The sequence below is a fragment of the Flavobacterium gelatinilyticum genome (assembly GCF_027111295.1).
In the GTDB taxonomy this organism is placed as follows: domain Bacteria; phylum Bacteroidota; class Bacteroidia; order Flavobacteriales; family Flavobacteriaceae; genus Flavobacterium; species Flavobacterium gelatinilyticum.
On sequence record NZ_CP114287.1, the window covers coordinates 2,338,822 to 2,361,211 of the forward strand.

The 22,390-nt window shown below is 34.5% G+C and carries 24 protein-coding genes; 11 read left to right on the forward strand and 13 right to left on the reverse strand.

The genetic code is table 11. The features are described 5' to 3' along the window. Positions 1–27: 27 nt before the first annotated feature. From lipB to OZP11_RS09825, 4 genes are all read right to left on the reverse strand, one after another. Positions 28–726 carry a lipoyl(octanoyl) transferase LipB gene (lipB, locus tag OZP11_RS09810; RefSeq protein WP_281235023.1) on the reverse strand — a complete coding sequence of 233 codons (699 nt, stop codon included), beginning with the start codon at positions 724–726 and terminating at the stop codon, positions 28–30. A gap of 5 nt (positions 727–731) precedes the next feature. Then, a complete protein-coding gene (locus tag OZP11_RS09815) occupies positions 732–1,484 on the reverse strand; it encodes a hypothetical protein (protein ID WP_281235024.1) in 753 nt (250 codons plus the stop codon). A gap of 62 nt (positions 1,485–1,546) precedes the next feature. Next, entirely contained in the window at positions 1,547–2,323 is a 777-nt protein-coding gene (locus OZP11_RS09820; RefSeq protein ID WP_281235025.1) for a hypothetical protein, read from the reverse strand. A gap of 58 nt (positions 2,324–2,381) precedes the next feature. Then, the gene (locus tag OZP11_RS09825) at positions 2,382–3,107 is read right to left on the reverse strand and encodes a hypothetical protein (protein ID WP_281235026.1); all 726 of its coding nucleotides are present in this window, start codon (positions 3,105–3,107) and stop codon (positions 2,382–2,384) included. Positions 3,108–3,331: 224 nt separating this feature from the next. Here OZP11_RS09825 and lysS point away from each other — a divergent pair, with 224 nt between their 5' ends. Further along, the gene (lysS, locus tag OZP11_RS09830; protein ID WP_281235027.1) at positions 3,332–5,032 is read left to right on the forward strand and encodes a lysine--tRNA ligase; all 1,701 of its coding nucleotides are present in this window, start codon (positions 3,332–3,334) and stop codon (positions 5,030–5,032) included. A 70-nt stretch (positions 5,033–5,102) separates the two neighbouring features. Here the strand turns inward: lysS and OZP11_RS09835 are convergent, their stop codons facing one another. Next, entirely contained in the window at positions 5,103–5,702 is a 600-nt protein-coding gene (locus OZP11_RS09835; protein WP_281235028.1) for a hypothetical protein, read from the reverse strand. 114 nt (positions 5,703–5,816) lie between these two features. Then, positions 5,817–6,842 (reverse strand): 2-hydroxyacid dehydrogenase, encoded by a 1,026-nt coding sequence (locus OZP11_RS09840; RefSeq protein ID WP_281235029.1) that lies wholly within the window; start codon positions 6,840–6,842, stop codon positions 5,817–5,819. A 184-nt stretch (positions 6,843–7,026) separates the two neighbouring features. Here OZP11_RS09840 and OZP11_RS09845 point away from each other — a divergent pair, with 184 nt between their 5' ends. Continuing rightward, on the forward strand, positions 7,027–7,434 hold the full coding sequence (locus OZP11_RS09845) for a DUF4890 domain-containing protein (protein WP_281235030.1): 408 nt from the start codon (positions 7,027–7,029) through the stop codon (positions 7,432–7,434). A gap of 33 nt (positions 7,435–7,467) precedes the next feature. On the opposite strand, the gene OZP11_RS09850 is transcribed toward OZP11_RS09845, so the two are convergent. After that, positions 7,468–7,854 (reverse strand): hypothetical protein, encoded by a 387-nt coding sequence (locus tag OZP11_RS09850; RefSeq protein ID WP_281235031.1) that lies wholly within the window; start codon positions 7,852–7,854, stop codon positions 7,468–7,470. Positions 7,855–8,054: 200 nt separating this feature from the next. On the opposite strand from OZP11_RS09850, the gene OZP11_RS09855 reads away from it, so the two are divergent. Then, positions 8,055–8,789 carry a DUF4890 domain-containing protein gene (locus OZP11_RS09855; RefSeq protein WP_281235032.1) on the forward strand — a complete coding sequence of 245 codons (735 nt, stop codon included), beginning with the start codon at positions 8,055–8,057 and terminating at the stop codon, positions 8,787–8,789. Between the two features lie 47 nt (positions 8,790–8,836). Here the strand turns inward: OZP11_RS09855 and hemL are convergent, their stop codons facing one another. The 5 genes from hemL to OZP11_RS09880 form a co-directional block, all read right to left on the reverse strand. Further along, complete coding sequence (gene hemL, locus OZP11_RS09860) at positions 8,837–10,123, reverse strand: glutamate-1-semialdehyde 2,1-aminomutase (protein ID WP_281235033.1); 1,287 nt, start codon at positions 10,121–10,123, stop codon at positions 8,837–8,839. Positions 10,124–10,164: 41 nt separating this feature from the next. After that, positions 10,165–10,416 (reverse strand): hypothetical protein, encoded by a 252-nt coding sequence (locus OZP11_RS09865; protein WP_281235034.1) that lies wholly within the window; start codon positions 10,414–10,416, stop codon positions 10,165–10,167. Positions 10,417–10,448: 32 nt separating this feature from the next. Beyond that, complete coding sequence (locus tag OZP11_RS09870) at positions 10,449–11,336, reverse strand: glucosaminidase domain-containing protein (protein WP_281235035.1); 888 nt, start codon at positions 11,334–11,336, stop codon at positions 10,449–10,451. After that, positions 11,329–12,237 (reverse strand): 1-aminocyclopropane-1-carboxylate deaminase/D-cysteine desulfhydrase, encoded by a 909-nt coding sequence (locus tag OZP11_RS09875; protein WP_281235036.1) that lies wholly within the window; start codon positions 12,235–12,237, stop codon positions 11,329–11,331. Before OZP11_RS09875 ends, OZP11_RS09870 begins: the two co-directional genes overlap by 8 nt. 96 nt (positions 12,238–12,333) lie before the next feature. Then, positions 12,334–12,660 (reverse strand): hypothetical protein, encoded by a 327-nt coding sequence (locus OZP11_RS09880; protein WP_281235037.1) that lies wholly within the window; start codon positions 12,658–12,660, stop codon positions 12,334–12,336. A 115-nt stretch (positions 12,661–12,775) separates the two neighbouring features. Here OZP11_RS09880 and OZP11_RS09885 point away from each other — a divergent pair, with 115 nt between their 5' ends. The 8 genes from OZP11_RS09885 (at position 12,776) to OZP11_RS09920 (ending at position 21,353) form a co-directional block, all read left to right on the forward strand. Continuing rightward, complete coding sequence (locus OZP11_RS09885) at positions 12,776–12,955, forward strand: C1orf53 family protein (RefSeq protein ID WP_095928730.1); 180 nt, start codon at positions 12,776–12,778, stop codon at positions 12,953–12,955. Between the two features lie 10 nt (positions 12,956–12,965). Next, positions 12,966–13,940, forward strand: coding sequence for a 2-hydroxyacid dehydrogenase (locus OZP11_RS09890; protein ID WP_281235038.1), 975 nt, complete (start codon positions 12,966–12,968; stop codon positions 13,938–13,940). 223 nt (positions 13,941–14,163) lie between these two features. Then, positions 14,164–16,140, forward strand: coding sequence for a urocanate hydratase (gene hutU / locus OZP11_RS09895; protein ID WP_281235039.1), 1,977 nt, complete (start codon positions 14,164–14,166; stop codon positions 16,138–16,140). A gap of 34 nt (positions 16,141–16,174) precedes the next feature. Further along, entirely contained in the window at positions 16,175–16,714 is a 540-nt protein-coding gene (locus OZP11_RS09900) for a DUF4136 domain-containing protein (RefSeq protein ID WP_281235040.1), read from the forward strand. A gap of 306 nt (positions 16,715–17,020) precedes the next feature. Next, positions 17,021–18,265 carry a threonine ammonia-lyase IlvA gene (ilvA, locus tag OZP11_RS09905; protein ID WP_281235041.1) on the forward strand — a complete coding sequence of 415 codons (1,245 nt, stop codon included), beginning with the start codon at positions 17,021–17,023 and terminating at the stop codon, positions 18,263–18,265. 236 nt (positions 18,266–18,501) lie between these two features. Next, complete coding sequence (locus OZP11_RS09910; RefSeq protein WP_281235042.1) at positions 18,502–18,909, forward strand: group III truncated hemoglobin; 408 nt, start codon at positions 18,502–18,504, stop codon at positions 18,907–18,909. A 98-nt stretch (positions 18,910–19,007) separates the two neighbouring features. Next, entirely contained in the window at positions 19,008–19,448 is a 441-nt protein-coding gene (locus tag OZP11_RS09915; RefSeq protein WP_281235043.1) for a hypothetical protein, read from the forward strand. A 138-nt stretch (positions 19,449–19,586) separates the two neighbouring features. Continuing rightward, complete coding sequence (locus tag OZP11_RS09920; RefSeq protein ID WP_281235044.1) at positions 19,587–21,353, forward strand: aromatic amino acid hydroxylase; 1,767 nt, start codon at positions 19,587–19,589, stop codon at positions 21,351–21,353. 268 nt (positions 21,354–21,621) lie between these two features. Here the strand turns inward: OZP11_RS09920 and OZP11_RS09925 are convergent, their stop codons facing one another. Beyond that, positions 21,622–22,251, reverse strand: a complete 630-nt coding sequence (locus tag OZP11_RS09925; protein ID WP_281235045.1) for a DUF4230 domain-containing protein — start codon at positions 22,249–22,251, stop codon at positions 21,622–21,624. Positions 22,252–22,390 lie beyond the last annotated feature (139 nt).

The window sequence follows — 22,390 nt, forward strand, 5'->3', positions numbered from 1 at the left end:
TTTTTATGATAAATGATGCTGTATTTATTACACAAATTCAGCTTCAAATAAATTTGTAAAATGTTTGATGATTTTAGATTTCACTTCTTCTTCATCTACTTTTTCGACACCCAATTCTACATTTAAAGAAGTAACCCCTTTTCCGCGAATGCCGCACGGAATAATATTATCAAAATATCCTAAATCGACATTTACGTTTAAAGCAAATCCGTGCATGGTTACCCATCGTGAAGCACGAACTCCCATTGCACATATTTTTCGGGCAAACGGAGTTCCTGCACCCAGCCATACACCGGTTTCACCTTCGCTCCTGCCTGATTCCAGTCCGTATTCCGCTAAAGTTAAAATAATTGATTCTTCCAGCAGACGCAGGTATTTATGTATATCTGTAAAGAAATTTTCTAAATCCAGAATAGGATAACCTACAATCTGTCCCGGTCCGTGATAGGTGATGTCGCCTCCGCGGTTGATTTTGTAAAATGTCGCTCCTTTGGCTTCGAGCTGTTTCTCGTTTAATAACAAGTTTTCAAGATCGCCGCTTTTACCCAGAGTGTAAACATGCGGATGCTCAACAAACAACAAATAATTAGGTGTTGGCAGATCGCGTTCTTCTCTTCTGTTTTTGATCTTTAAATCGACAATATCTTTAAAGATTTCTTCCTGATATTCCCAGGTCGATTTATAATCTCTATTTCCCAGATCCTGAAGTTGAATTTTTTTATTCATTTTGATTATTTTTCAAACTCAACATCAAAGTTAAGCTTGTCCGGATTCTCCATATAATCCGTAAAAGAGTATTGAATGGTAATTGATTTACGATCGTCGCTGAATAAAGCATTTGGATTAGAGACTTTCTTAACCTTTTTCGGGAAATGGTATTTTACAATATAACTTGATGATGCAAAAATCATTTTTGACATATCTGCAGCAGAATCTTTTGCTTTTGCTGCCAATTTCTGCTGATCGATTACAGCTTTTCTTGTAAACATCTTTCCGTCGTATGTATAACTTAATTTACTGTTGTTGTCTCCAAAACTACTTCCCATTGGGTTTGCACCTGATTTTCCATCTATTTTTTGGAGTGTACTGGCTGTCTGCAGAATATCCTGAAGTTCGTTTACATTTTTAAAATCAGTTGCCATTGTCATTAAAAACTGCTTTTTCTCGGCGCTCATTTTTGTTGTTACCACAAAATTTTCCAGTTTCTTAATCTCTTTTTGAACCTCCGGAGATAATTTGGCAATACTGTCTTTTTTTTCAGCAAATAATTGTTTGAATGTAAAAGTCGAATCAATATCTCTTTGCGCATTGGCTCCCATTTGATTTCCTATCTGGTCTCCTGCCATTTCCATTAAAGCAGAACCGTCAATGTCTACAGAGAATTTTCCCGTTCCGTTATCGTTGATGTAAATATTTTCAGTGAAAGTACAGCTCGTCAGTGCTGCTAATAAAAAAGAAAAACTCAGTAATTTATATAATTTCATTGTATTGTAATTTTTATCAAAGATACGAAGACTATTTTTAATTGTTTGATTGCGGCTTTTATCTAATTTTCAAATACTACTTTAAAACCCATTTTTTCTTCATCTTCCGGAAGTTCCTTAATTGGAATATCCAGCGTAAAACTTTTTCTGTCTTTTGATATGACTGCATTCTTTAATGAAACCGTTTTTATTCTTTTAGGAAAATGGTATTCCATTGCATATTTGCATTCCTTAAAAGCCTCATCCATTTGTTTTGTTAAAATATTTTCCTCCTCTTTCTCTTTTTTCTTTTTTTCTTTCTTTGATTTAACAGCATCTCCATCTACTAAAATTTTTTCAAAAACTTTTCCGTCATAATTATAAGTAAACCTGCTTTTTTTCTTCTCATCCTCCGGAACGGCACTTAAGGCCCCTAATTTTTTACCCGGACCTAATTTGGGCATTGCTTCAAGACCTTCCAGAGGCGAAACCATATTTTTAAGACTGTCTGATGATGGAAAATTATATTCCATATTAAATTCAAACTGTTTTTTATCCTCATTTACCTTAAATGTCACCTTGAACTTTTCAAGGGCTTTTATTTTTTGCTGATCCTCTTTAGATAATTTGGCAATACTGTCTTTTACTTTTGCAAAAACCTCTTTAAAAGTAAAAACAGTATCTAATACTTGTTTCTTTTTTATAGAATCATTGCTTTTAAAACCCATTTTAAACATAGGCGACATATCAAATCCGTATGAAAAAGTTCCTGATCCATTTTCATTTATGATCATCTTTTCCTTAAACATACAGCTTGTCATGCAAATCAATACAATAAAACAGAGTAGATATTTTTTCATAATTTAGGTTATAGGTTATTCAGGCGAAGATACTCTCTTTTAAGAATTATTCTAATTTTTATTCTAAAACAACTTCCAGATTTGTACTCTCAGGATCTCTAAGACATTCCGCCAGCTGCAATTCTAAAATCAGCGATTTTTTATCTGTACTTATAGAAGCTTTATCATTTGAAACTGATTTTATTTTTTTCGGAAAACTATATTTTAAAACATACAGGTTAGTCAGGTTTAAATTTCCATATACGGGTTTCAGTTTTTCATATTGATCTTTTGCCTTTTGTAATTCTTCTGTATTTGTAATTGATACGACACGTTTAAAAACATTTCCATCAAAAGCATAATCTATTTTATAATAATGTTTTTCTGCTGTTAACGCATAATTATATTTAATGTCATCCGCATAATTTTCAGTTTTATATACATCCGGAATTTCCGAAACCTGATTAAAATGCAGAGACAATACCGTCCTGAATTCTTTTTCGAAAGAACTGTTTTTAATGTGTACTTTTACATTGGCATATTTTTGAAACAACTCCTGTTCCTCCGGTTTATATTTTAGAAAAGTTTCATTGTATTTTTCGATGTATTCTTTAAATACAAAAGAGGTATCCTGAACTATATTTTCTTTAGCGTATTCTTCTCTTGCCAATTGCATATAACTGTTTTCATCTCGTAATTGCACAACTTGCAAATCGCCGCTCCCGTCAGGATTGATGGTGATGGTTTCAGTAATCTTACAGCCGGGAAACAAAATCATCAATAGAAAAATCGACACGTATCTCATTATTTTTAAAGGATTTAAGATTCTGAGAGGCTAAGATACTAAGTTTTTTAGTTGATTTCTTACAGAAGCTTTGTGTATTTGTTTTTACTTCTTAATTACAAGCAGACAGTACAACAGAAGGTGATTGAAACCCAATAAATTGATGATGCAAAAAATCTAAAATCTGCATTCTAAAATCTACTTTCTTTTCTTTATCTTTGCGCACTTAAAAAATAGCAATAAAAATGGCATTATCAGAACAAGAAATCATCAGAAGAGAAAAACTTCAAAACTTACGCAGTCTGGGAATCAACCCTTATCCAGCTAATCTTTTTCCTGTAAATCATACTTCTAAGCAGATAAAGGAGTCTTTTGAAGAGGGTAAGAAGGTGATCGTTGCGGGACGTTTGATGAGTGTTCGTGATCAGGGTAAAGCCTGTTTTGCCGAATTACAGGACAGCGAAGGTCGTATACAATTATACGTAAACCGTGATGTTTTGTGCGAAGGCGACGATAAAACTTTATACAATCAGGTATTTAAAAAATTAACTGATTTAGGAGATTTTATTGGTATTGAAGGTGAATTGTTTACAACAAAAGTAGGCGCGCAGTGTATTCGTGTTGATGCTTTTACTTTCCTTAGTAAAACGTTGCGTCCGTTACCATTACCAAAAGTAGACGAAGAAGGAAACGTACACGATGCGTTTAATGATGCTGAATTACGTTACAGAATGCGTTATGTAGATTTAACAGTAAATCCGCAGGTTAAAGAAACTTTTATTAAACGTACCAAACTATTTACTGCAATGCGTGGTTACTTTAACGACGCAGGATATCTTGAAGTTGATACTCCGGTTTTACAGTCAATTCCGGGTGGTGCTTCGGCAAGACCTTTTATTACGCACCACAACTCGCTTGATATTCCGCTTTACATGCGTATTGCAAACGAATTGTACTTAAAAAGATTAATTGTAGGCGGATTCGAAGGCGTTTATGAGTTCTCTAGAAACTTCCGTAATGAAGGAATGGACAGAACGCATAATCCTGAGTTTACTGCCATGGAAATATATGTAGCTTACAAAGACTACAACTGGATGATGGAATTTGCAGAAGGCTTATTAGAGCATTGTGCCATTGCCGTAAACGGAACTAGTGAAGTTACTTTTGGAGAGCACAAAATCAACTTTAAAGCGCCTTATGCTCGTGTTTCCATGACAGATTCTATCAAACATTTTACCGGTTTTGATATTTCCGGTAAAACAGAACAGGAATTGTTTGAAGCGGCCAGAGGAATGGGAATCGAGGTTGACGAAACAATGGGTAAAGGAAAACTAATTGATGAGATTTTTGGAGCAAAATGTGAAGGAAATTACATTCAGCCAACTTTCATTACAGATTATCCAAAAGAAATGTCGCCGCTTTGTAAAGAGCACCGTGATAATCCGGATTTAACTGAGCGTTTTGAATTAATGGTTTGCGGAAAAGAAATCGCAAATGCGTATTCTGAATTAAATGACCCAATTGACCAGAGAGAACGTTTTGAAGATCAAATGCGTTTGGCTGCAAAAGGTGATGATGAAGCAAACGGAATTATCGACGAAGATTTCTTAAGAGCGCTTGAGTACGGTATGCCGCCAACATCTGGAATGGGAATTGGAATGGATCGTTTGATTATGTATTTAACAAATAATGCTTCTATCCAGGAAGTTTTATTGTTCCCGCAAATGCGTCCTGAGAAAAAACAAACAATTGAACTTTCTGATGAAGAGAAATTTATTGTTGATTTATTGAAAGGAAATGAAAACAGAATGGATCTGCAGCAGTTAAAAATTACAGCAAATTTAAGCGGTAAAAAATGGGATGCTTCTATGAAAAATTTATCTAAACACGGTTTGACTAAAGTTGTCGTTGACGGCGATTTTAAATTTGTGGAATTGGTGGGATAAATTCCAATTGAGCTTCATAATATTTCAAACCCGACAGTTTTTTTAAACTTGTCGGGTTTTTATTTTAATTTTAAAACGAATACTTCTCCAGCTTCTTCTCATAAATATCCAGCACTTTTGTACTTTCTTTAGGAACTTCTCCTTTCCATTTTTCTTCGATTGAAGGATTTGATGGATATTTTCCGTTTTTCATTTTTACGAGATGGAACAAACCGCCGCTTTTCATTAAAAGATTATAGAATTTCTCCGAAGAATCAGTTGTAACCAAAATAGGAAAATCGGTTACAGAAAAAGAATTGATTACACTTCCGTCATGATTTAAAATATAGCCGGAACAACCGCCGCTTCCGCAGAAATAAGAATTGGAAAAGCCTACAAAATACTCATCCTTTTTATCATTGTTTAAATCAAAAGCTTCATAATAAAAATACCGGTCTTCATTTGTCATTGACTTAAGATCATTTTTTAATAAGACCTTTAATTGTTTTTGGATTAATTTGACCGTTTCATCATTTTTTGGAGAAACATCACCAACATCTGCAGTTCCGGCAACAGTTTTAGACAAGGTATCCTGAGCGATTGCTTTTACGATATTATTGGATTCGGTTTGTTTGTTACGACAGGAATACAATACCGCAATTCCGATTATAAGTATGAATATACGTCTCATAATTTTGTATTTTAATTCATATCAGAGTTTTACATTCAATTAAATTACAAAAAATATTCAACATCATAACCCCGGCAGGTTTTAAAAAATCTGCCGGAGTTTGAACTTTTAATTTTAAACCAGCAATGCCGCTTTATTTTCTATATCATTTTCTTGCAGCAAGGATTGTATATTATTGAAAGTTACCAATGCAATCTGAGTTAAAGCTTCGTTGGTAAAAAACGCCTGATGCGCTGTTACCAAAACATTCGGAAAACTCATTAAACGCTGAATTGCATCATCCTGAATAATATCGGCAGAAAGATCTCTAAAGAATAATTTCTCCTCCTGCTCATAAACATCAATTCCCAGATGCCCAATTTTTCCTTCTTTTAAACCTTCAATAACCGATGAAGTTTCTATTAACCCGCCGCGGCTTGTATTGATAATCATGACGTTTTCTTTCATAAAAGAAATAGACGTTTTATTAATAACATGTTTGGTTTGATCGTTTAACGGGCAATGCAATGAAATAATGTCACTTGTCTTGAAAATCTCTTCTAAACCAACAAAAGCAACACCGTCTTTTTTCATTTCTTCGCTTTCTATAATATCATACGCCAAAACTTTACAGCCAAATCCTAATGCTATTTTAGAGAATGCTTTTCCGATATTTCCGGTACCAATGATCCCGATTGTTTTTCCGAATAAATCAAACCCCAACAGCCCGTTTAAAGAAAAGTTTTGCTCACGAACCCTGTTATATGCTTTATGCGTTTTTCGGTTTAAAGTCAAAATCATCGCCATAGCATGTTCTGCAACTGCCTGAGGAGAATAAGCCGGAACACGGCAAACCTTTATATTATGCTTTTTTGCAGCTTCTAAATCGACATTATTAAAACCGGCACAGCGCAGAGCAATAATTTTTACATTCTTTTCTGCTAATTGTTTTATAACCGATTCGTTGACAATATCATTAACAAAAACACAGACAATTTCGCATTTTTCGATTAAAGCAACGGTCTGCGGGTTAAGCTGCGTTTCGAAGAAATCTAATTGAAAACCAAAGTCGGTGTTGTACTTATTAAAGAAAGTTTTATCATAAGGCTGTGTTGAGAAAAAAGCAATCTTATTCCCGGCTAAAATATTTACTGTACTCATAATGATTGTTTTGGGGGATTATAATTTGTTGACTTTCTAAAAATAAGAAAATATTTTAATATAAAAGATCGATTCTCCGTTAAGAGATTAGAACTTAAATTAGTATTACAGATAATTTTAAAAGTCAGATTAAACCTATTCGTAAAAAAGAAATCTAAATACCATAACTTAAAAAAAACAAATCATGAAAAAATTAGTAATCGCAGCTTTGTTATTTGCAGGAATAGCGGGTTTTGCACAAGACAAAAAGGAAAAATTAACTCCTGAAGAACGCACTGAGAAACAATTGCAAAGACTAACATCTGAATTAAATCTGGATGCTAATCAACAGGCTCAGATAAAACAACTGCTGGCAGAAAAAAGTGCTAAAACTGAAAAAATCAGAAAAGAAAGAAAAGAAAATAAAACAAAATTAACCCAAGCAGAAAGAGAAGCTTTTAAAAACGAGTTAAAAGCCCAAAAAGAGGCTGTCGATGCTAAAATGAAATCGATTTTAAATGCTGATCAATACACAAAATGGCATTCTCTTCAGGAAAAAAACAAAGACAAAGCAAAAGAAAAAATGAAAGAATATCAGGAAAAAAACAATTAAATTAATCAAAAGAGGTCTAAAAAACCTCTTTTTTTATTTGTCTTTTTTAGGAATCAGAATAGAAATATCATATCCTAAATCGGTTAACATTTTTAATCCGTCAACAGGTTCAAATTTATTTTTCCCATTCCACCCTTTCGTTTTACCATACACAATAGATTCTCTGATGTACTTTGGACGGTTCAAGTTCAATATTTCTTCCTGTCCCGTTACTGAATTAAACAATGGAAATCCGGAGTTTAAAGGAAAACCTATTACAGGATCATCCCAGCTGCAGAAATTTATTACCAGCGGCGTTTGCTTATAACCGCTTAAAAATATTCTTAAATACATAGAACAATCTCCTGTTACGGCATTTACTTCTCCTGACATTTTGTATAAATACAAATTATCTTCTACAATTATTCTTCTCAGGGCCATATTACTATATAAGTTTCAAAATTAAATAATTCCATTTATTTACTTCAATATCCAGACTTAATTACAGCTGCAATCTGATCATAATACTACATTGTAAATTTTAAGAATATCTGTTAAATAAAAGATAAATCTGACAATCCCGTTAAACTTAATCATACTGATAAAGTCTAACTGCCATAAACCTTTAAAAAAAACAAGTTATGAAAAAAGTATTTATCGCAGCTTTATTATTCGTTGGAATGGTAAGTTTTGCACAAGACATCAATCAAAAACCGGCACGTGAGCAGCGAGAAAAATTAACTCCGGAACAGCGCAGTGAGAAACAACTGCAAAAACTAACTTCTGATTTGAATCTGGATAAAACGCAGCAGGAAAAAGTAAAACAGCTTTTGGCTGAAAGAAATACCAAAGCAGAAAAGTTTAAAGAAACAAGAAAAGCCAATAAAACAAAACCAACCGATGCTGAAAAAGAAGCTTTTAAAAAAGAAATAAAAGCTGAAAAAGAAGCAAACGATGCAAAAATGAAATCGATTTTAAATGCTGATCAATACACAAAATGGACTGCGTTAAAAAAAGAGCACAAAAATCATCACAGAGGAAAAAGAGACCATAAATCGTCTCAGGAACGTAATCAGGCTCATTTGCAAAAGCTGTCAACAGAATTAAATCTAAATGCTGATCAGCAAAAACAAGTTAGTGAACTTTTAGCTGATAGAAGTACAAAAATGGCAATGATTAAAAAAAGCAGAAAAGATTCTACTGCTCAGCTAACCGATGCTGAAAAGAAAGCCATGAAAAAGCAAATGCAAGCAGATCATAAAACTTATGATGCAAAAATGAAATCGATTTTGACTGCTGACCAGTATAAAAAATGGACTGCGATTCAAAAAGAACGAAAAGATAAAATGAAAGAACACAGAAAAGACAAAAAATAATCTTGTTCTAAAAAGAAAAAGGAGGCTAAAAGCCTCCTTTTTTTTTATTAAAATGATTTTGATACTTTATCAATCGCATTGATTGTAAAATCTAAATCTTCGTAAGTCAATGCATCTGTAATAAACCATGTTTCGTATGCAGACGGTGCAATGTAAACCCCTTCTTGCAACAATCCGTGGAAGAATTTCTTAAACGTTTCGTTATCACCTTTTGCAGCAGTTTGAAAATCAGTAACCGGATCTGCATCAAAGTGAACCGAAATCATAGAACCAACTCTGTTAATGGTGAAAACAACATTATTTGCTTTTAAAACCCTGTCAATTCCTGCTTCTAAATAAGCTGTTTTTTCTTCTAAACGGGTAAAGATTTCTCTATCAGAATCAAGCGCTTTCAACATTGCCAATCCAGCAGCCATTGCTAACGGATTTCCTGATAATGTTCCTGCCTGATAAACCGGCCCAAGAGGCGCTAAATAATTCATGATTTCTTCGCGTGCAGCAAAAGCTCCAACTGGCAATCCGCCCCCAATAACTTTTCCGAAAGTTACGATATCAGCATCAATACCATATAATTCCTGAACACCGCCGCGAGCTAAACGGAAACCTGTCATAACCTCATCAAAGATTAATAAAATCCCGTTTGCAGTACACAAATCTCTTAAACCTTGCAGGAAACCTTCTTTAGGAACAATACAGCCCATATTTCCGGCAACTGCTTCAATAATAATAGCAGCAATTTCGCCTTTATTAGCTTCAATCAACGTTTTTACATTCTCTAAATCATTGTATTTTGCCAGTAAAGTATCTTTTGCAGTTCCTTCTGTAACGCCCGGACTGTTTGGTGATCCAAAAGTTACTGCTCCGCTTCCAGCCTGAATAAGGAATGAATCTGAATGCCCGTGATAGCAGCCTGCAAATTTTACAATTTTATCTCTTTTTGTAAATCCGCGAGCCAGACGAATCGCACTCATACAAGCTTCTGTACCTGAATTTACAAAACGGATTTTATCAATATTTGGAACCATAGAAACTGCCAAAGCTGCAATTTCTGTCTCCAGTTCTGTAGGCATTCCAAATGAAGTTCCCAGTTTTGCTTTTTCGATCACAGCATCTACAACCGGCTGATAAGCATGACCCAAAACCATTGGCCCCCAGGAGTTAATATAATCGATTAATTTATTTCCGTCTTCATCATATAAATAAGCACCTTTAGCACTTTTTACAAAAATCGGAGTACCGCCAACGGCCTTAAATGCTCTTACCGGCGAATTTACTCCTCCGGGAATTACTTTTTCTGCTTCAGCAAAAAGCTGACTACTTCTTTTATATAACATTTTTTTATTTTAGATTTTTGAGTTCAGATTTTAGATTAAAATTATTGGCTTAAACCTTGTCCCTTAATAAACTCATTGAAATATTTTTGTTCTATTTGTTCTTCTTTTGAAAGCTCTTCCATTTTTGTATCAGACATTCCTATTGGTGAATAAAAACTCCATTTCCAAGTTGGTCTGTATTTTACAAAAAAATATTTTTCTGCAAATTCATCGTGATGATAAACACCGCAAAAAAGTCTGATTGTTAAACCTGTGACAAAAATTAAAATCAGAATTAAAATTTTCCTTTTCATAATTTACTGAAAACTGTCACTGCGACTAAAAACTACTTCACCTTCAACCTCTGCCCTATCGAAATAGCATTATCAGTCAGATTGTTTTTTTGTTTTAAATCATCAACCAGTAAATTGAATTTTTTCGAAATGGAATACAGCGTATCTCCCTTTTGAACTTCATATAAATTTGGGTCATATGAGTTCATATTTATTTTTGGATCAGAAGAGGCCACAGAAGACGAACTTCTTGCTGGAGCCGAAGTATTAATTGGCACATAATTCCTTCCCGTAACCTGACAATCGTATTGATGTAAATTGTAACGCTCGATATAACTGATCAACTTATCCGGATATTTTGGATCTGTGGCATAACCTGCTGCTCTTAATCCTTTTGCCCATGCTTTGTAATCGTCTTTTTCGTAAGTAAATAAGGCTTCATATCTTTTTTTGCCCACTAAAAATAAAGCATGATCTTTATACGATTCTGAAGCCTGAGGATATTTTCTAAAACATTCCTGCGCTGCATCATCATCGTGACGAACGCTTTCACCAAGCCAGTCTTTATGACATTTAATCCCGAAATGGTTATTAGCCTCAACAGCCAGATCACCTTTACCCGCACCCGATTCTAAGATTCCCTGCGCCAGAATAATACTGGCCGGAATTCCGTATGTTTTCATGTTTCCCATCGCAATATCTTTATACTGCAAAACATAATTCGAAATTAAATCGCTGGTTACAACTGTTCTCGAAGTAGACTGAATAACCTCGGTTGTATTATTTGTAGAAGGATATTTTTTAACGGTTCTTACCGGTTTCTTTGCTGCAACTCTTGATTGCTGGGCTGCCGCTTTTTTGGTCGTCGCGATAGCAGGTTTGCTTGATGAACAACTTGCCAAAATTAGTACTGTAAAAAGCAATACGATTTTTTTAATCATCTTGTTTGAGTATTGGTAATTTCTTCTGCTTCAACTTTATATTCATTCCGTCAATTCCCTGCAGTCCGCCGGTGTGAATGAGTAAAATTTTTGAATGTGCAGGAAAATAATTTTTGCTGATTAAATCTATAACGCCAAAAACCATCTTTCCTGTATAAATTGGATCTAAGGGCACTTTTGTTTCTTCAAAAAAAGCATTAATAAATTCTATTAATTCTAAATTTATCTTGCCATAACCTCCAAAATGATAGTCAGAAATTAAATTCCAGTTATCTTTTTTTGCAAAAATACGAATTTCATCCTTTAAAAAGTCACCTTTTAACGCCGGAAAGCCTAAAATTTTCTGATTTTGCAGCGAACTGTTAATTAATCCCGAAATCGTGCCGCCTGTTCCAACAGCACAGCAGACATAATTAAAAACCGAATCTTCGTCTGTTAAAATCTCCTTACAGCCTTTTACAGCCAGTTCGTTTGTACCGCCTTCGGGAACCAGATAAAAATCACCAAATTTGGCTTTCAGCTTTTCTATAAAAGAAGCTTCACTTTTCAAACGATACTCTTCTCTCGAAACAAATTCAAACTGCATTCCGTTTTCCTGAGCGAATTTCAGGGTTGGATTTTCTTCAATTTTATCAAAAAGTTCATCACCGCGAATTATGCCGATTGTTTTAAAACCCTGCTCTTTTCCTGCATATGCAACAGCTGCAATATGATTGGAAAATGCGCCGCCAAAAGTTAATAAAGTCGTTTTATTTTCGGCTTTCGCCTGAAGTAAATTGTATTTCAGTTTCCTGAATTTATTTCCTGAAACAAACGGATGAATGAGATCTTCGCGTTTTATAGTTAGAGAAATATTATTTGGAAATTGAATATTTATATGTTGATTAAAAACTGGATTCATTTTAATTTAAGTCGAAAGTTGGAAAGTCGAAAGTCAAAAGTGATAATTCACATCTTAATATTGTAAAGCTTAAAGCCTATTGCTTATAGCCTAAAGCTACAAATAATGCAGAAATTGAAAAAAAGATCGGTTTTTCAGATAATTTAAATCCCTTTCTTTAGTGTAAGCTTCTCTTTCAAAACTAATATTTCGGTACGCTAAATCTTTGTTTTTATATTGAATTAACCGAATAAAAAATTCAAAAACATACCAGATAAAAAACGGCAGAACTAACATTTCTAACTGCTGCCGCAAATGGATTTTTTCATGATTAACAAATACCGCATTATTTCTGTCAAGATCGTATTTCATCAAAACAAAAGGAAAAACAACCATTCCCCGATATCCTTTCGGAATTAAATATTTAGCAACAATCAGAAACATTGGCTGTAAAATTTATAAATTTGTAGCTATAGAATTGTTCAATTTCAACAAAACTACAATCAATATTTATATTTTTGATTTTTACATTTATTAAAATTGAACCCGAAGCAGATTTATGAAAGAGCAAAGTAATGAAAATAAATTAATCGAAGGCGAAGATTTTTACTATACGCCCGAAGGTTACAAATGCTTTACTGAAAAACATCATTTAAAACGCGGCTATTGCTGTAAAAGCGGCTGCCGCCACTGTCCGTACGGATATGATAAAAAAACAGGAAGAATAAATAAAAATTAGAATACTACAAATGAAGGTTTTTATCAATAAAAATATACCCGAAGCCGGAATTAAACTGCTTCAGGACAAAGGAATTAACTTTACAATAAACCCAGCAGATAATGTATTATCAAGAGAAGAATTTATAAAAATATGCCAGCAAAATGATGTTCTTTTAAATGTTGGTTCTAATAATTTAGACGAAGATTTTTTTCAGCAATGCCCGAATCTAAAAGGAATCGCTTTATTTTCCGTAGGATTTGATGCTGTGAATATTCCATCAGCAAACAGCAGAAAAATTCCTGTTGGAAACACGCCGGATGTTTTAAGCAGAGCAACCTCTGATGTAGCTTTTTTACTGATGCAGAGTGTTGCGAGAAAATCATTTTTCAATCATAAAAGAATTTTGAATGATGATTGGGGAAGTTTTGATCCGTTAGCCAATTTAGGTCAGGAACTTTACAGCAAAACATTGGGGATTTTCGGTTTGGGAAGAATTGGTTTTGAAATGGCTAAAAAATGCAAAGCAGCTTTTGGAATGAATATTATTTATCACAATCGTTCTCATAATACAATTGCCGAAAAAGAACTGGATGCGAAATATGTAGATTTTGAAACCTTACTTTCTGAAAGCGACGTTTTAAGTATTCATTCTAATTACAGCGAAGAAAACAATGAAATTTTCAATAAAAATGCTTTTGCTAAAATGAAACGCAGTTCGATTTTCATTAATACAGCAAGAGGAAAATTTCATAATGAAGATGATTTATATGATGCTTTAACAAATGATATAATCTGGGGCGCTGGATTGGATGTAACGAATCCTGAACCTATGGAATTTGATAATCCGTTATTGTCCCTTCCTAATTGTTGTATTTTACCGCATATTGGTTCTGCAACTTACGAAGCCAGAAATGGAATGGCAGTTTGCGCCGCACAAAATATAATTGCACTTTTTGAAGATAAAAAGATGCCATTTTGTGTTAACGAAGAGGTATATCTTTAAATTCCAATTTTTTAAAATACCAAATTCCAATCTAAAATCAACAATCTAAAATCTAAAATTATAAATGGATATTCGTTCAAGAAAGTTTAAGATTACGATTTACAAATCGTATCACAGGTCGGATATCCGTTATCCCTAGTTATTTTTAATTAGAAAATGTGACAATTTGAAAATTAGATAATTTCAATCTAAAATCTAAAATCAGAAATCTAAAATTAAAAAAATGACTTTCAAAGAACAAATACAACAAGGAATACCTTCTATATTACCTCCAAAACAAGCTTACGATCCGGCTATTAATCATGCTCCAAAACGAAAAGAAATTCTTTCGGCAGAAGAAAAAAAGCTGGCGCTGAAAAATGCCTTACGTTATTTCGATCCAAAACACCACGCCGAATTACTTCCTGAATTTTCAGAAGAATTAGAAACTTACGGACGTATTTATATGTATCGTCTTCGTCCGGATTACAAAATGTACGCAAGGCCAATTGACGAATATCCTGGGAAATCATTGCAGGCAAAAGCGATTATGCACATGATTCAGAATAATCTGGATTATGCGGTGGCGCAGCATCCGCATGAATTGATTACGTATGGAGGAAACGGAGCCGTTTTTCAAAACTGGGCGCAATATTTATTAACGATGCAATATTTGTCTGAAATGACAGATGAGCAGACTTTAACGATGTATTCAGGACACCCAATGGGATTGTTTCCTTCACATAAAGAAGCACCGAGAGTTGTGGTTACAAACGGAATGGTCATTCCAAATTATTCTAAACCTGACGATTGGGAAAGAATGAATGCTCTTGGAGTTTCGCAATACGGACAAATGACGGCAGGAAGTTATATGTATATTGGTCCGCAGGGAATTGTACACGGAACTACGATTACGGTTTTAAACGGTTTTAGAAAAATAAAACAAAATCCCGAAGGAAGTTTATTTGTAACTTCTGGATTGGGCGGAATGTCGGGCGCACAGCCAAAAGCAGGAAATATTGCAGGATGTATTACGGTCTGCGCCGAGGTAAATCCAAAAATTACGAAAATCCGTCACGAACAAGGATGGATTAACGAAGTGGTAACTTCTACAGATGAGTTGGTTACCAGAGTAGCTTCGGCGAAAGCCAAAAAAGAAACCATTTCTATCGCTTATCTAGGAAACGTGGTTGATGTTTGGGAACGTTTCGACAAGGAAAACATCAAAATTGATTTAGGTTCAGACCAGACTTCGCTTCATAATCCTTGGGCCGGAGGGTATTATCCGGTTGGAATTTCGTTTGAAGAAGCTAACAAAATGATGGCTGAAAATCCGGATTTGTTCAAAGAAAAAGTTCAGGAAAGTTTACGCCGTCATGCAGATGCCATCAATAAACATACTGCAAAAGGAACTTATTTCTTTGATTACGGAAATGCCTTTTTATTAGAAGCTTCTCGCGCCGGAGCCGATGTAATGGCCGAAAATAATATCGATTTTAAATATCCTAGTTACGTTCAGGATATTATGGGACCAATGTGTTTCGATTACGGATTTGGGCCTTTCCGCTGGGTTTGTACTTCGGGGAAACCGGAAGATTTGCTAAAAACAGATGCGATTGCGTGTGAAGTTTTAGAAAAAATGGCCGAAACTGCTCCAAATGAAATTCAGCAGCAAATGCAGGATAACATTAAATGGATTAAAGGCGCTCAGGAAAACAAATTAGTTGTAGGTTCACAAGCTCGTATTTTGTATGCGGATGCCGAAGGACGAATTAAAATAGCCGAAGCTTTTAATCAAGCCATTGCAAAAGGCGAAATTGGCGCAGTGGTTTTAGGACGCGATCATCATGACGTTTCAGGAACTGACTCGCCTTACAGAGAAACCTCAAATATTTATGACGGATCTCGTTTTACTGCCGATATGGCGATTCATAACGTGATTGGAGACAGCTTTAGGGGCGCAACCTGGGTATCCATCCACAACGGCGGCGGCGTGGGCTGGGGAGAGGTTATAAACGGCGGATTTGGTATGGTTCTTGATGGTTCTACAGAAGCTTCAAAGCGTTTAGCTTCAATGCTTTTCTGGGATGTTAACAACGGAATTTCAAGAAGAAGCTGGGCCCGAAACGAAGGTGCTGTTTTTGCCATAAAAAGAGCAATGGAAGCTGAGCCTTTACTTAAAGTAACTTTACCTAATTTTGTAAATGAAAGTTTGCTTTAGAAAAAATAAAAAGAGAACATTAAATTTCCATAATATGAAAACATTCAAATTAGTTCCGATTTTGCTGCTTTTGATTCTTTCTTCCTGCAGCAGTGTTACTGTATATTCTGACTACGACAAAAACGTCGATTTTGCGCCTTACAAAACGTATGCTTTCTTTAAGCCCGGAATTGACAAGGTCGAGATTTCTGATTTGGATAAAAGACGAATTCTTCATGCCATAGATAATGAAATGCAGGCAAAAGGTTTAACCAAAAGTGAAAATCCTGATTTACTGGTAAACATTTTTACCAAATCGAGAGAACAGGTAAACGTAAACCAGTTTAGCGCCGGATGGGGCTACGGATGGGGATGGGGATGGAATCCGTGGATGATGTACGGCGGAAACCAGACTATGGTATCTACTTCTACCGAAGGTACTTTGTTTATTGATTTAATCGATGCCAAAAAGAAAGAAATGATCTGGCAGGGCGAAGGTCAGGGAACTTTAACTAAAAACGTCGATAAAAAAGATCAGAAAGTAGCTGAGTTTGTAAACAAAATTTTAGCTCAGTATCCGCCGGTTAAGAAATAGTTTTTAGTCTCCGTTTTCAGTTTTTGTTTTTTTTTATAAAACTTAAAACAGCTGTTTACTACTTCAAAAAATAATTAATACATTTGCTATTCAGACAACAAAAATGACAAACAATACCAACATTATTATCGCTATTAGCAGCATTATTGCAATTCAGCAGTAATGGCGGGGTGTTGTATAAATATGTAAAATATAATTATGAAGACCTCCCAATTCGGGAGGTTTTTTATTTTAACAGATTAAAGATTCTCACAGAAAAAATCTTTTTTGGATCATTGAATCTTTGGCAAAAAAACTTAAAACACTATGGATTTATTTAACGAAGTACTTAACGCAAAAAGGCAGCTCGAAAGCGTAGTTGCTGCCACTCCCCTGACCCAAAATTTAAATCTTTCTGACGAATTTGAATCTACTATATTATTAAAACGGGAAGATTTACAAATTGTACGTTCGTATAAAATCAGGGGTGCTTATAATAAGATTTCTTCATTAAATGAAAAAGAAAAAGCAAACGGAATTGTCTGCGCCAGTGCCGGAAACCACGCGCAGGGTGTTGCTTATTCGTGTAATCTTCTTAAAATAAAAGGCAAAATTTACATGCCGAAAACAACGCCAAAACAAAAAGTAAAACAGGTACAGTTATTCGGGAAATCGTTTGTAGAAATTGTTTTAACAGGAGATACTTTTGATGATGCTTACGCTTCTGCAACGGCAGATGCCATTAAAAACCATAAAACTTTTGTTCACCCATTTGATGACGAAAAAGTAATTGCCGGACAGGGAACTGTTGGTTTGGAAATTTTAGAAAGTTTTAAAGAACCTATTGATTATGTCTTTGTTCCAATTGGCGGCGGCGGACTGGCTTCCGGATTATCGGAGGTTTTTAAGCATTTAAGTCCGCACACAAAAATTATTGGCGTTGAACCCAAAGGCGCTCCTTCGATGAAAACTTCGATTGAAGAAAATCAGAATACAGCCTTGAAAACAATTGACAAATTTGTCGACGGCGCCGCTGTGAAACAAGTCGGTGACAAGACTTTTGAAATCTGCCGTTATAATTTAGAAGATATTATTCTGGTTCCCGAAGGAAAAGTCTGCACTACAATTTTACGTTTATACAATGAAGAAGCGATGGTTGTAGAACCTGCTGGTGCTTTAACAATCGCTGCCCTTGATTTTTATAAAGATAAAATCAAAGGAAAAAATGTGGTATGTATTGTAAGCGGCAGCAATAATGATATCGAACGAACTGCCGAAATAAAAGAGCGTTCTTTACTCTATGAAGGTTTAATGCATTACTTTATGATTCAGTTTCCGCAGCGTCCGGGCGCTTTAAAAGAATTTGTAAATAATATTTTGGGACCTGATGACGATATTACCTATTTTCAGTTTCATAAAAAGAACAATCGCGAAGTTGGTTCTGTAGTGGTAGGTTTGGAACTAAAAAACAAAAACGACATTATGGCCATTAAACTGAATATGACGCAAAACGGATTTGAATTTCAATACTTAAATGACAATCAGGATTTGTTTACACAGCTCATTGGATAATAACTTCAATAATCTATTATCATAACCGGTGTAACTGTTTCAGCATTTGTATAGTGCTTAATAAAAGCATTATAATGACTAATTTTATCATTTACAATTCTTACCCAAACAACAGCATTCTAAATTTTTAACCTCTTAGTGTCTTCCTAAATTATCTGTTTGTTAAATGACAAATATCATGGATATTACAAGCACTTATGTTGTATTTTTGCATTTTTAAATTATCTGGTAAAAACATGGAGACACTAAAAGATATTTCAACTCTGGAAGACATCAAACAAATGGTAAACAGCTTTTATGCTAATGTTAGAAAAGATGATCTTATAGGACCAATTTTTAATGATAAATTACAAGACCGCTGGGAACCGCATTTACAAAAAATGTACGGATTCTGGCAGACCATTTTATTTGATGTTCGTGCTTATTCCGGATCACCTTTTCCTCCGCACAAACAATTACCAGTAGAAAAAACACATTTTGACCGCTGGATTTCGATATTCAATACTACAATTGATGCCCAGTTTGCAGGCCCGGTTACAGAAGAAGCCAAAATGCGTGCAACAAATATGGCACACATGTTCAGCCACAAAATTGAACACTTTCGAAATATCGAAAATGAATTAAAAAATATGGTTATTAAATAGTAAAAAGGTTCTTTCAGATTGGAATACTATTATTATTTAAATACATTTGGTTTAGCTGAAAAATTAAAATAAAAGCCAATAACCAAATCAAATTTATAATGAAAAAAACAGTTCTTTTTTTTGCCGTTTGTTTCTCTTTTTTAAATCTAAACGCCCAATCAAAACCCCTGGTTTCAAATCTATATAAAGGAACAGTTGACGGAAAAACTCCTGTAACTTTTTATATCAAAGCACAAGAAAATCAGTGTATTCCTGATGTAACCTATATTGCGATGTACCGCTATAAATCAAATAAATGGATTTATCTCGATGTTACACAGAACAGAAAAGTCGAAAGTGAATTTATCATGATTGAACATGGTTTCAGTGGTGCTTTAATTGTAAAAAAAGCAGGAAATACTTTCTCTGGTTTATGGATCAGCACTGATGCTAAAAAACAATTAAAAATCGATTTAAAGGAAATCCCCATGACTAAAAAAGAACTTCAAGAATACGAAGCCGAAATGGAAAGAGTAAGTTTCGAGAATAATGACTGTTAAAAAGAAGTTCTTTTTTAAAACTTTAAAATCAGTAAAAAACGCAATAAAAGATTCTTTCGAATAAAAATATTGTGATGAATGATAAAAAATAGCAGCCTAAATTCGTAATTTTACATTCTAATCTACAACGTTTTCGAAATGAACCCGAATATTGAAACCAATCCGTTATTAGACAGACTGCCTAAGCATTTACAGCAATTTATTAAACCTCAGGATTATAGCGATTACACTCCTATCAATCAGGCGGTTTGGCGATATGTTATGCGCAAAAATGTAGATTATCTTTCTAAAGTTGCCCATCATTCTTATTTGGAAGGTTTACGCAAAACCGGAATCGAAGTTGATTCTATCCCAAGTATGTACGGCATGAACCGAATTTTAAGCGAAATTGGATGGGCTGCTGTTGCGGTTGACGGGTTTATTCCGCCAAATGCCTTTATGGAATTTCAGGCGTATAATGTTTTGGTTATTGCCTCAGATATCCGTCAGTTGGAACATATCGAATATACTCCGGCACCGGACATCATTCACGAAGGTGCCGGCCACGCTCCTATTATTGCTAATCCTGAATATGCCGAATATTTAAGACGTTTCGGTGAAATTGGCTGTAAAGCGATTTCTTCTCATAAAGATTACCAGATGTATGAAGCAATTCGGCTGCTTTCTATCTTAAAAGAAGCAGAAGATACACCACAGGAAAAAATTGACGAAGCTGAAAAAGCGGTTGCCGATTTACAAAACGATATGGGCGAATTGTCTGAAATGGCTCAGATTAGAAATCTGCATTGGTGGACAGTTGAATACGGTTTGATTGGAACCGTCGAAAATCCGAAAATTTATGGTGCGGGATTACTTTCTTCAATTGGTGAAAGTGCTCACTGTATGACCGATAATGTGAAGAAAATCCCTTATGATATTTCGGCTGCGAATCAAAATTTTGATATTACACAGTTACAGCCTCAATTGTATGTAACGCCTACTTTTTCTCATTTAAGTTTGATTCTTGAAGAATTTGCCAATAAAATGGCTTTAAGAACCGGAGGTTTATCCGGAATCAAAAAACTGATTCAGTCAAATGCATTAGGAACGATTGAATTAAGTACAGGTTTACAGATTTCAGGAGTTTTTACGAATGTTATTGAAGAAGACGGAAAACCGGTTTACATTCAGACAACTGGAAAAACTGCTCTTTCTTATCGTGAAAAAGAATTGGTTGGCCATGGAACTTTAACACATTCTCATGGTTTTGGAAGCCCGATTGGAAAACTAAAAGGTTTTAATCTGGCAATTGAAGATATGAGTCCGAAGGATTTACAGGCGTATCGTATTGTAGAAAGCGAAACGGTTAAACTGGAATTTGAAGGAAATATTATTGTAGAAGGTGAAATCATTACCGGATCCCGAAATCTGCACGGTGAAATTATTTTAATCAGTTTTAGAAATTGTACCGTTACTCACGGCGAAACTATTTTGTTCCAACCGGAATGGGGCAATTATGATATGGCAATTGGTAAAAAAGTGATTTCTGCTTTTTCAGGTCCAGCCGATGTAAACAGTTTTGACTTAATTAATATTGTTCCGAAAACAAAAACCATAAAAGCCAAGCATTCTGATGAACGTGATGATTTAGAGATTCTTTATGCAACGGTTCGAAACATCAGAAATAATAAAGATTCTAAAACGGAACTAAAATCTGTTTTTGAGAAACTAAAAAAAGATCATTCCAACGATTGGCTGTTGACTGTTGAAATTGCAGAACTTTTAAAGGATTCTGATGAAAAACAGCTTTTACAGGAAGTTTTAGTTTATCTGGATCAATTGAAAGAAAGACGTCCTGAAATTGCACATTTAATTTCCGGCGGATTGGATTTGATTTTTGATAGTTCTTTGCCACAAAAGCACTAAGACACGAAGTTATTCTTTTATTTATTTCACGCAGATTTTTGTTTATTTAAGCTGATTGCACAGATTTTTTCTCTCTGCACAATCCAGATAACTATCTGGAGCAGAGTTGCAAAGTTTTAAATTGCGTCCTGCTTTAGCTTGAGGAAAAATAATTTATACTCAAAAAGGCTTTAGCCAAACAGTAGTTTTGGCTAAAGCCTTTTTCTTTATTAAAATAAAAAAAACTCTGAACCTTTGCAACTCTGTCACTTTGAACCTTTAACAAAATCTAAAGCTTCAAATCCTGATTCAGTTCAGTTTCTGATTCGATTACTTTACCATTGTATTGTAATTTCCATCCCATAGAATTGGTCATGATTAAAATCTTAGACAATTCGCTTATCAGTCTGTTCTGGGCGTTGGTTTTTAGTGTAGATTTTTCGATTTTTTTTGCCAGATTCGCTTTTACTGATTTGTTGATTTTATTATAATCATCACCCGTAAAAGGGTTTAATTTACTCTGTTCAACATCGTAAAACTGAATATCGGGATTGATTTTAATCTCTTCTTTTGGAATATTTAAAATCGTGATTGTTTTATTTTTTTCGTCAATGTCATACTTCATCTGATGCAGATCGTAAGCCACAGTAACATCGGCATTGACCACAATAAGCGCTTTTTTCTCAAAAGAAATCATGTCCATCAAATACTTCTGTTGATTTTTATAAGTGATTACTTCTGAGAAATGCCCTTCGGTAACAACGAGTTTTCCAACATTTAGTATTTGCTGCTGAATTAAATTAGTATTATAGTCAATTGAAGAATCATCGTCTTTTTTGAATTCACAGTATTTAAAAGCGAGAACAATGAGTAAAACAATAACTCCAACTCCTATAATTCTTTTGATCAAGTTTTGCATTCGAATAAAATATTTATGACCAATTTAGTTCTTTTTTATCTTTTTTTCGCCACGAATTCACGAATTTTCGCTAACATCTTAGGAATAAATATGTTCCTATTTCACAAATTAAATAGGAGATAATTCGTGAATTCGTGGC

Coding starts and splice junctions, on each gene's coding strand:
- lipB (WP_281235023.1), bottom strand. CDS start 726: ATGAATAAAAAAATTCAACTTCAGGATCTGGGAAATAGAGATTATAAA.
- OZP11_RS09815 (WP_281235024.1), bottom strand. CDS start 1,484: ATGAAATTATATAAATTACTGAGTTTTTCTTTTTTATTAGCAGCACTG.
- OZP11_RS09820 (WP_281235025.1), bottom strand. CDS start 2,323: ATGAAAAAATATCTACTCTGTTTTATTGTATTGATTTGCATGACAAGC.
- OZP11_RS09825 (WP_281235026.1), bottom strand. CDS start 3,107: ATGAGATACGTGTCGATTTTTCTATTGATGATTTTGTTTCCCGGCTGT.
- lysS (WP_281235027.1), top strand. CDS start 3,332: ATGGCATTATCAGAACAAGAAATCATCAGAAGAGAAAAACTTCAAAAC.
- OZP11_RS09835 (WP_281235028.1), bottom strand. CDS start 5,702: ATGAGACGTATATTCATACTTATAATCGGAATTGCGGTATTGTATTCC.
- OZP11_RS09840 (WP_281235029.1), bottom strand. CDS start 6,842: ATGAGTACAGTAAATATTTTAGCCGGGAATAAGATTGCTTTTTTCTCA.
- OZP11_RS09845 (WP_281235030.1), top strand. CDS start 7,027: ATGAAAAAATTAGTAATCGCAGCTTTGTTATTTGCAGGAATAGCGGGT.
- OZP11_RS09850 (WP_281235031.1), bottom strand. CDS start 7,854: ATGGCCCTGAGAAGAATAATTGTAGAAGATAATTTGTATTTATACAAA.
- OZP11_RS09855 (WP_281235032.1), top strand. CDS start 8,055: ATGAAAAAAGTATTTATCGCAGCTTTATTATTCGTTGGAATGGTAAGT.
- hemL (WP_281235033.1), bottom strand. CDS start 10,123: ATGTTATATAAAAGAAGTAGTCAGCTTTTTGCTGAAGCAGAAAAAGTA.
- OZP11_RS09865 (WP_281235034.1), bottom strand. CDS start 10,416: ATGAAAAGGAAAATTTTAATTCTGATTTTAATTTTTGTCACAGGTTTA.
- OZP11_RS09870 (WP_281235035.1), bottom strand. CDS start 11,336: ATGATTAAAAAAATCGTATTGCTTTTTACAGTACTAATTTTGGCAAGT.
- OZP11_RS09875 (WP_281235036.1), bottom strand. CDS start 12,237: ATGAATCCAGTTTTTAATCAACATATAAATATTCAATTTCCAAATAAT.
- OZP11_RS09880 (WP_281235037.1), bottom strand. CDS start 12,660: ATGTTTCTGATTGTTGCTAAATATTTAATTCCGAAAGGATATCGGGGA.
- OZP11_RS09885 (WP_095928730.1), top strand. CDS start 12,776: ATGAAAGAGCAAAGTAATGAAAATAAATTAATCGAAGGCGAAGATTTT.
- OZP11_RS09890 (WP_281235038.1), top strand. CDS start 12,966: ATGAAGGTTTTTATCAATAAAAATATACCCGAAGCCGGAATTAAACTG.
- hutU (WP_281235039.1), top strand. CDS start 14,164: ATGACTTTCAAAGAACAAATACAACAAGGAATACCTTCTATATTACCT.
- OZP11_RS09900 (WP_281235040.1), top strand. CDS start 16,175: ATGAAAACATTCAAATTAGTTCCGATTTTGCTGCTTTTGATTCTTTCT.
- ilvA (WP_281235041.1), top strand. CDS start 17,021: ATGGATTTATTTAACGAAGTACTTAACGCAAAAAGGCAGCTCGAAAGC.
- OZP11_RS09910 (WP_281235042.1), top strand. CDS start 18,502: ATGGAGACACTAAAAGATATTTCAACTCTGGAAGACATCAAACAAATG.
- OZP11_RS09915 (WP_281235043.1), top strand. CDS start 19,008: ATGAAAAAAACAGTTCTTTTTTTTGCCGTTTGTTTCTCTTTTTTAAAT.
- OZP11_RS09920 (WP_281235044.1), top strand. CDS start 19,587: ATGAACCCGAATATTGAAACCAATCCGTTATTAGACAGACTGCCTAAG.
- OZP11_RS09925 (WP_281235045.1), bottom strand. CDS start 22,251: ATGCAAAACTTGATCAAAAGAATTATAGGAGTTGGAGTTATTGTTTTA.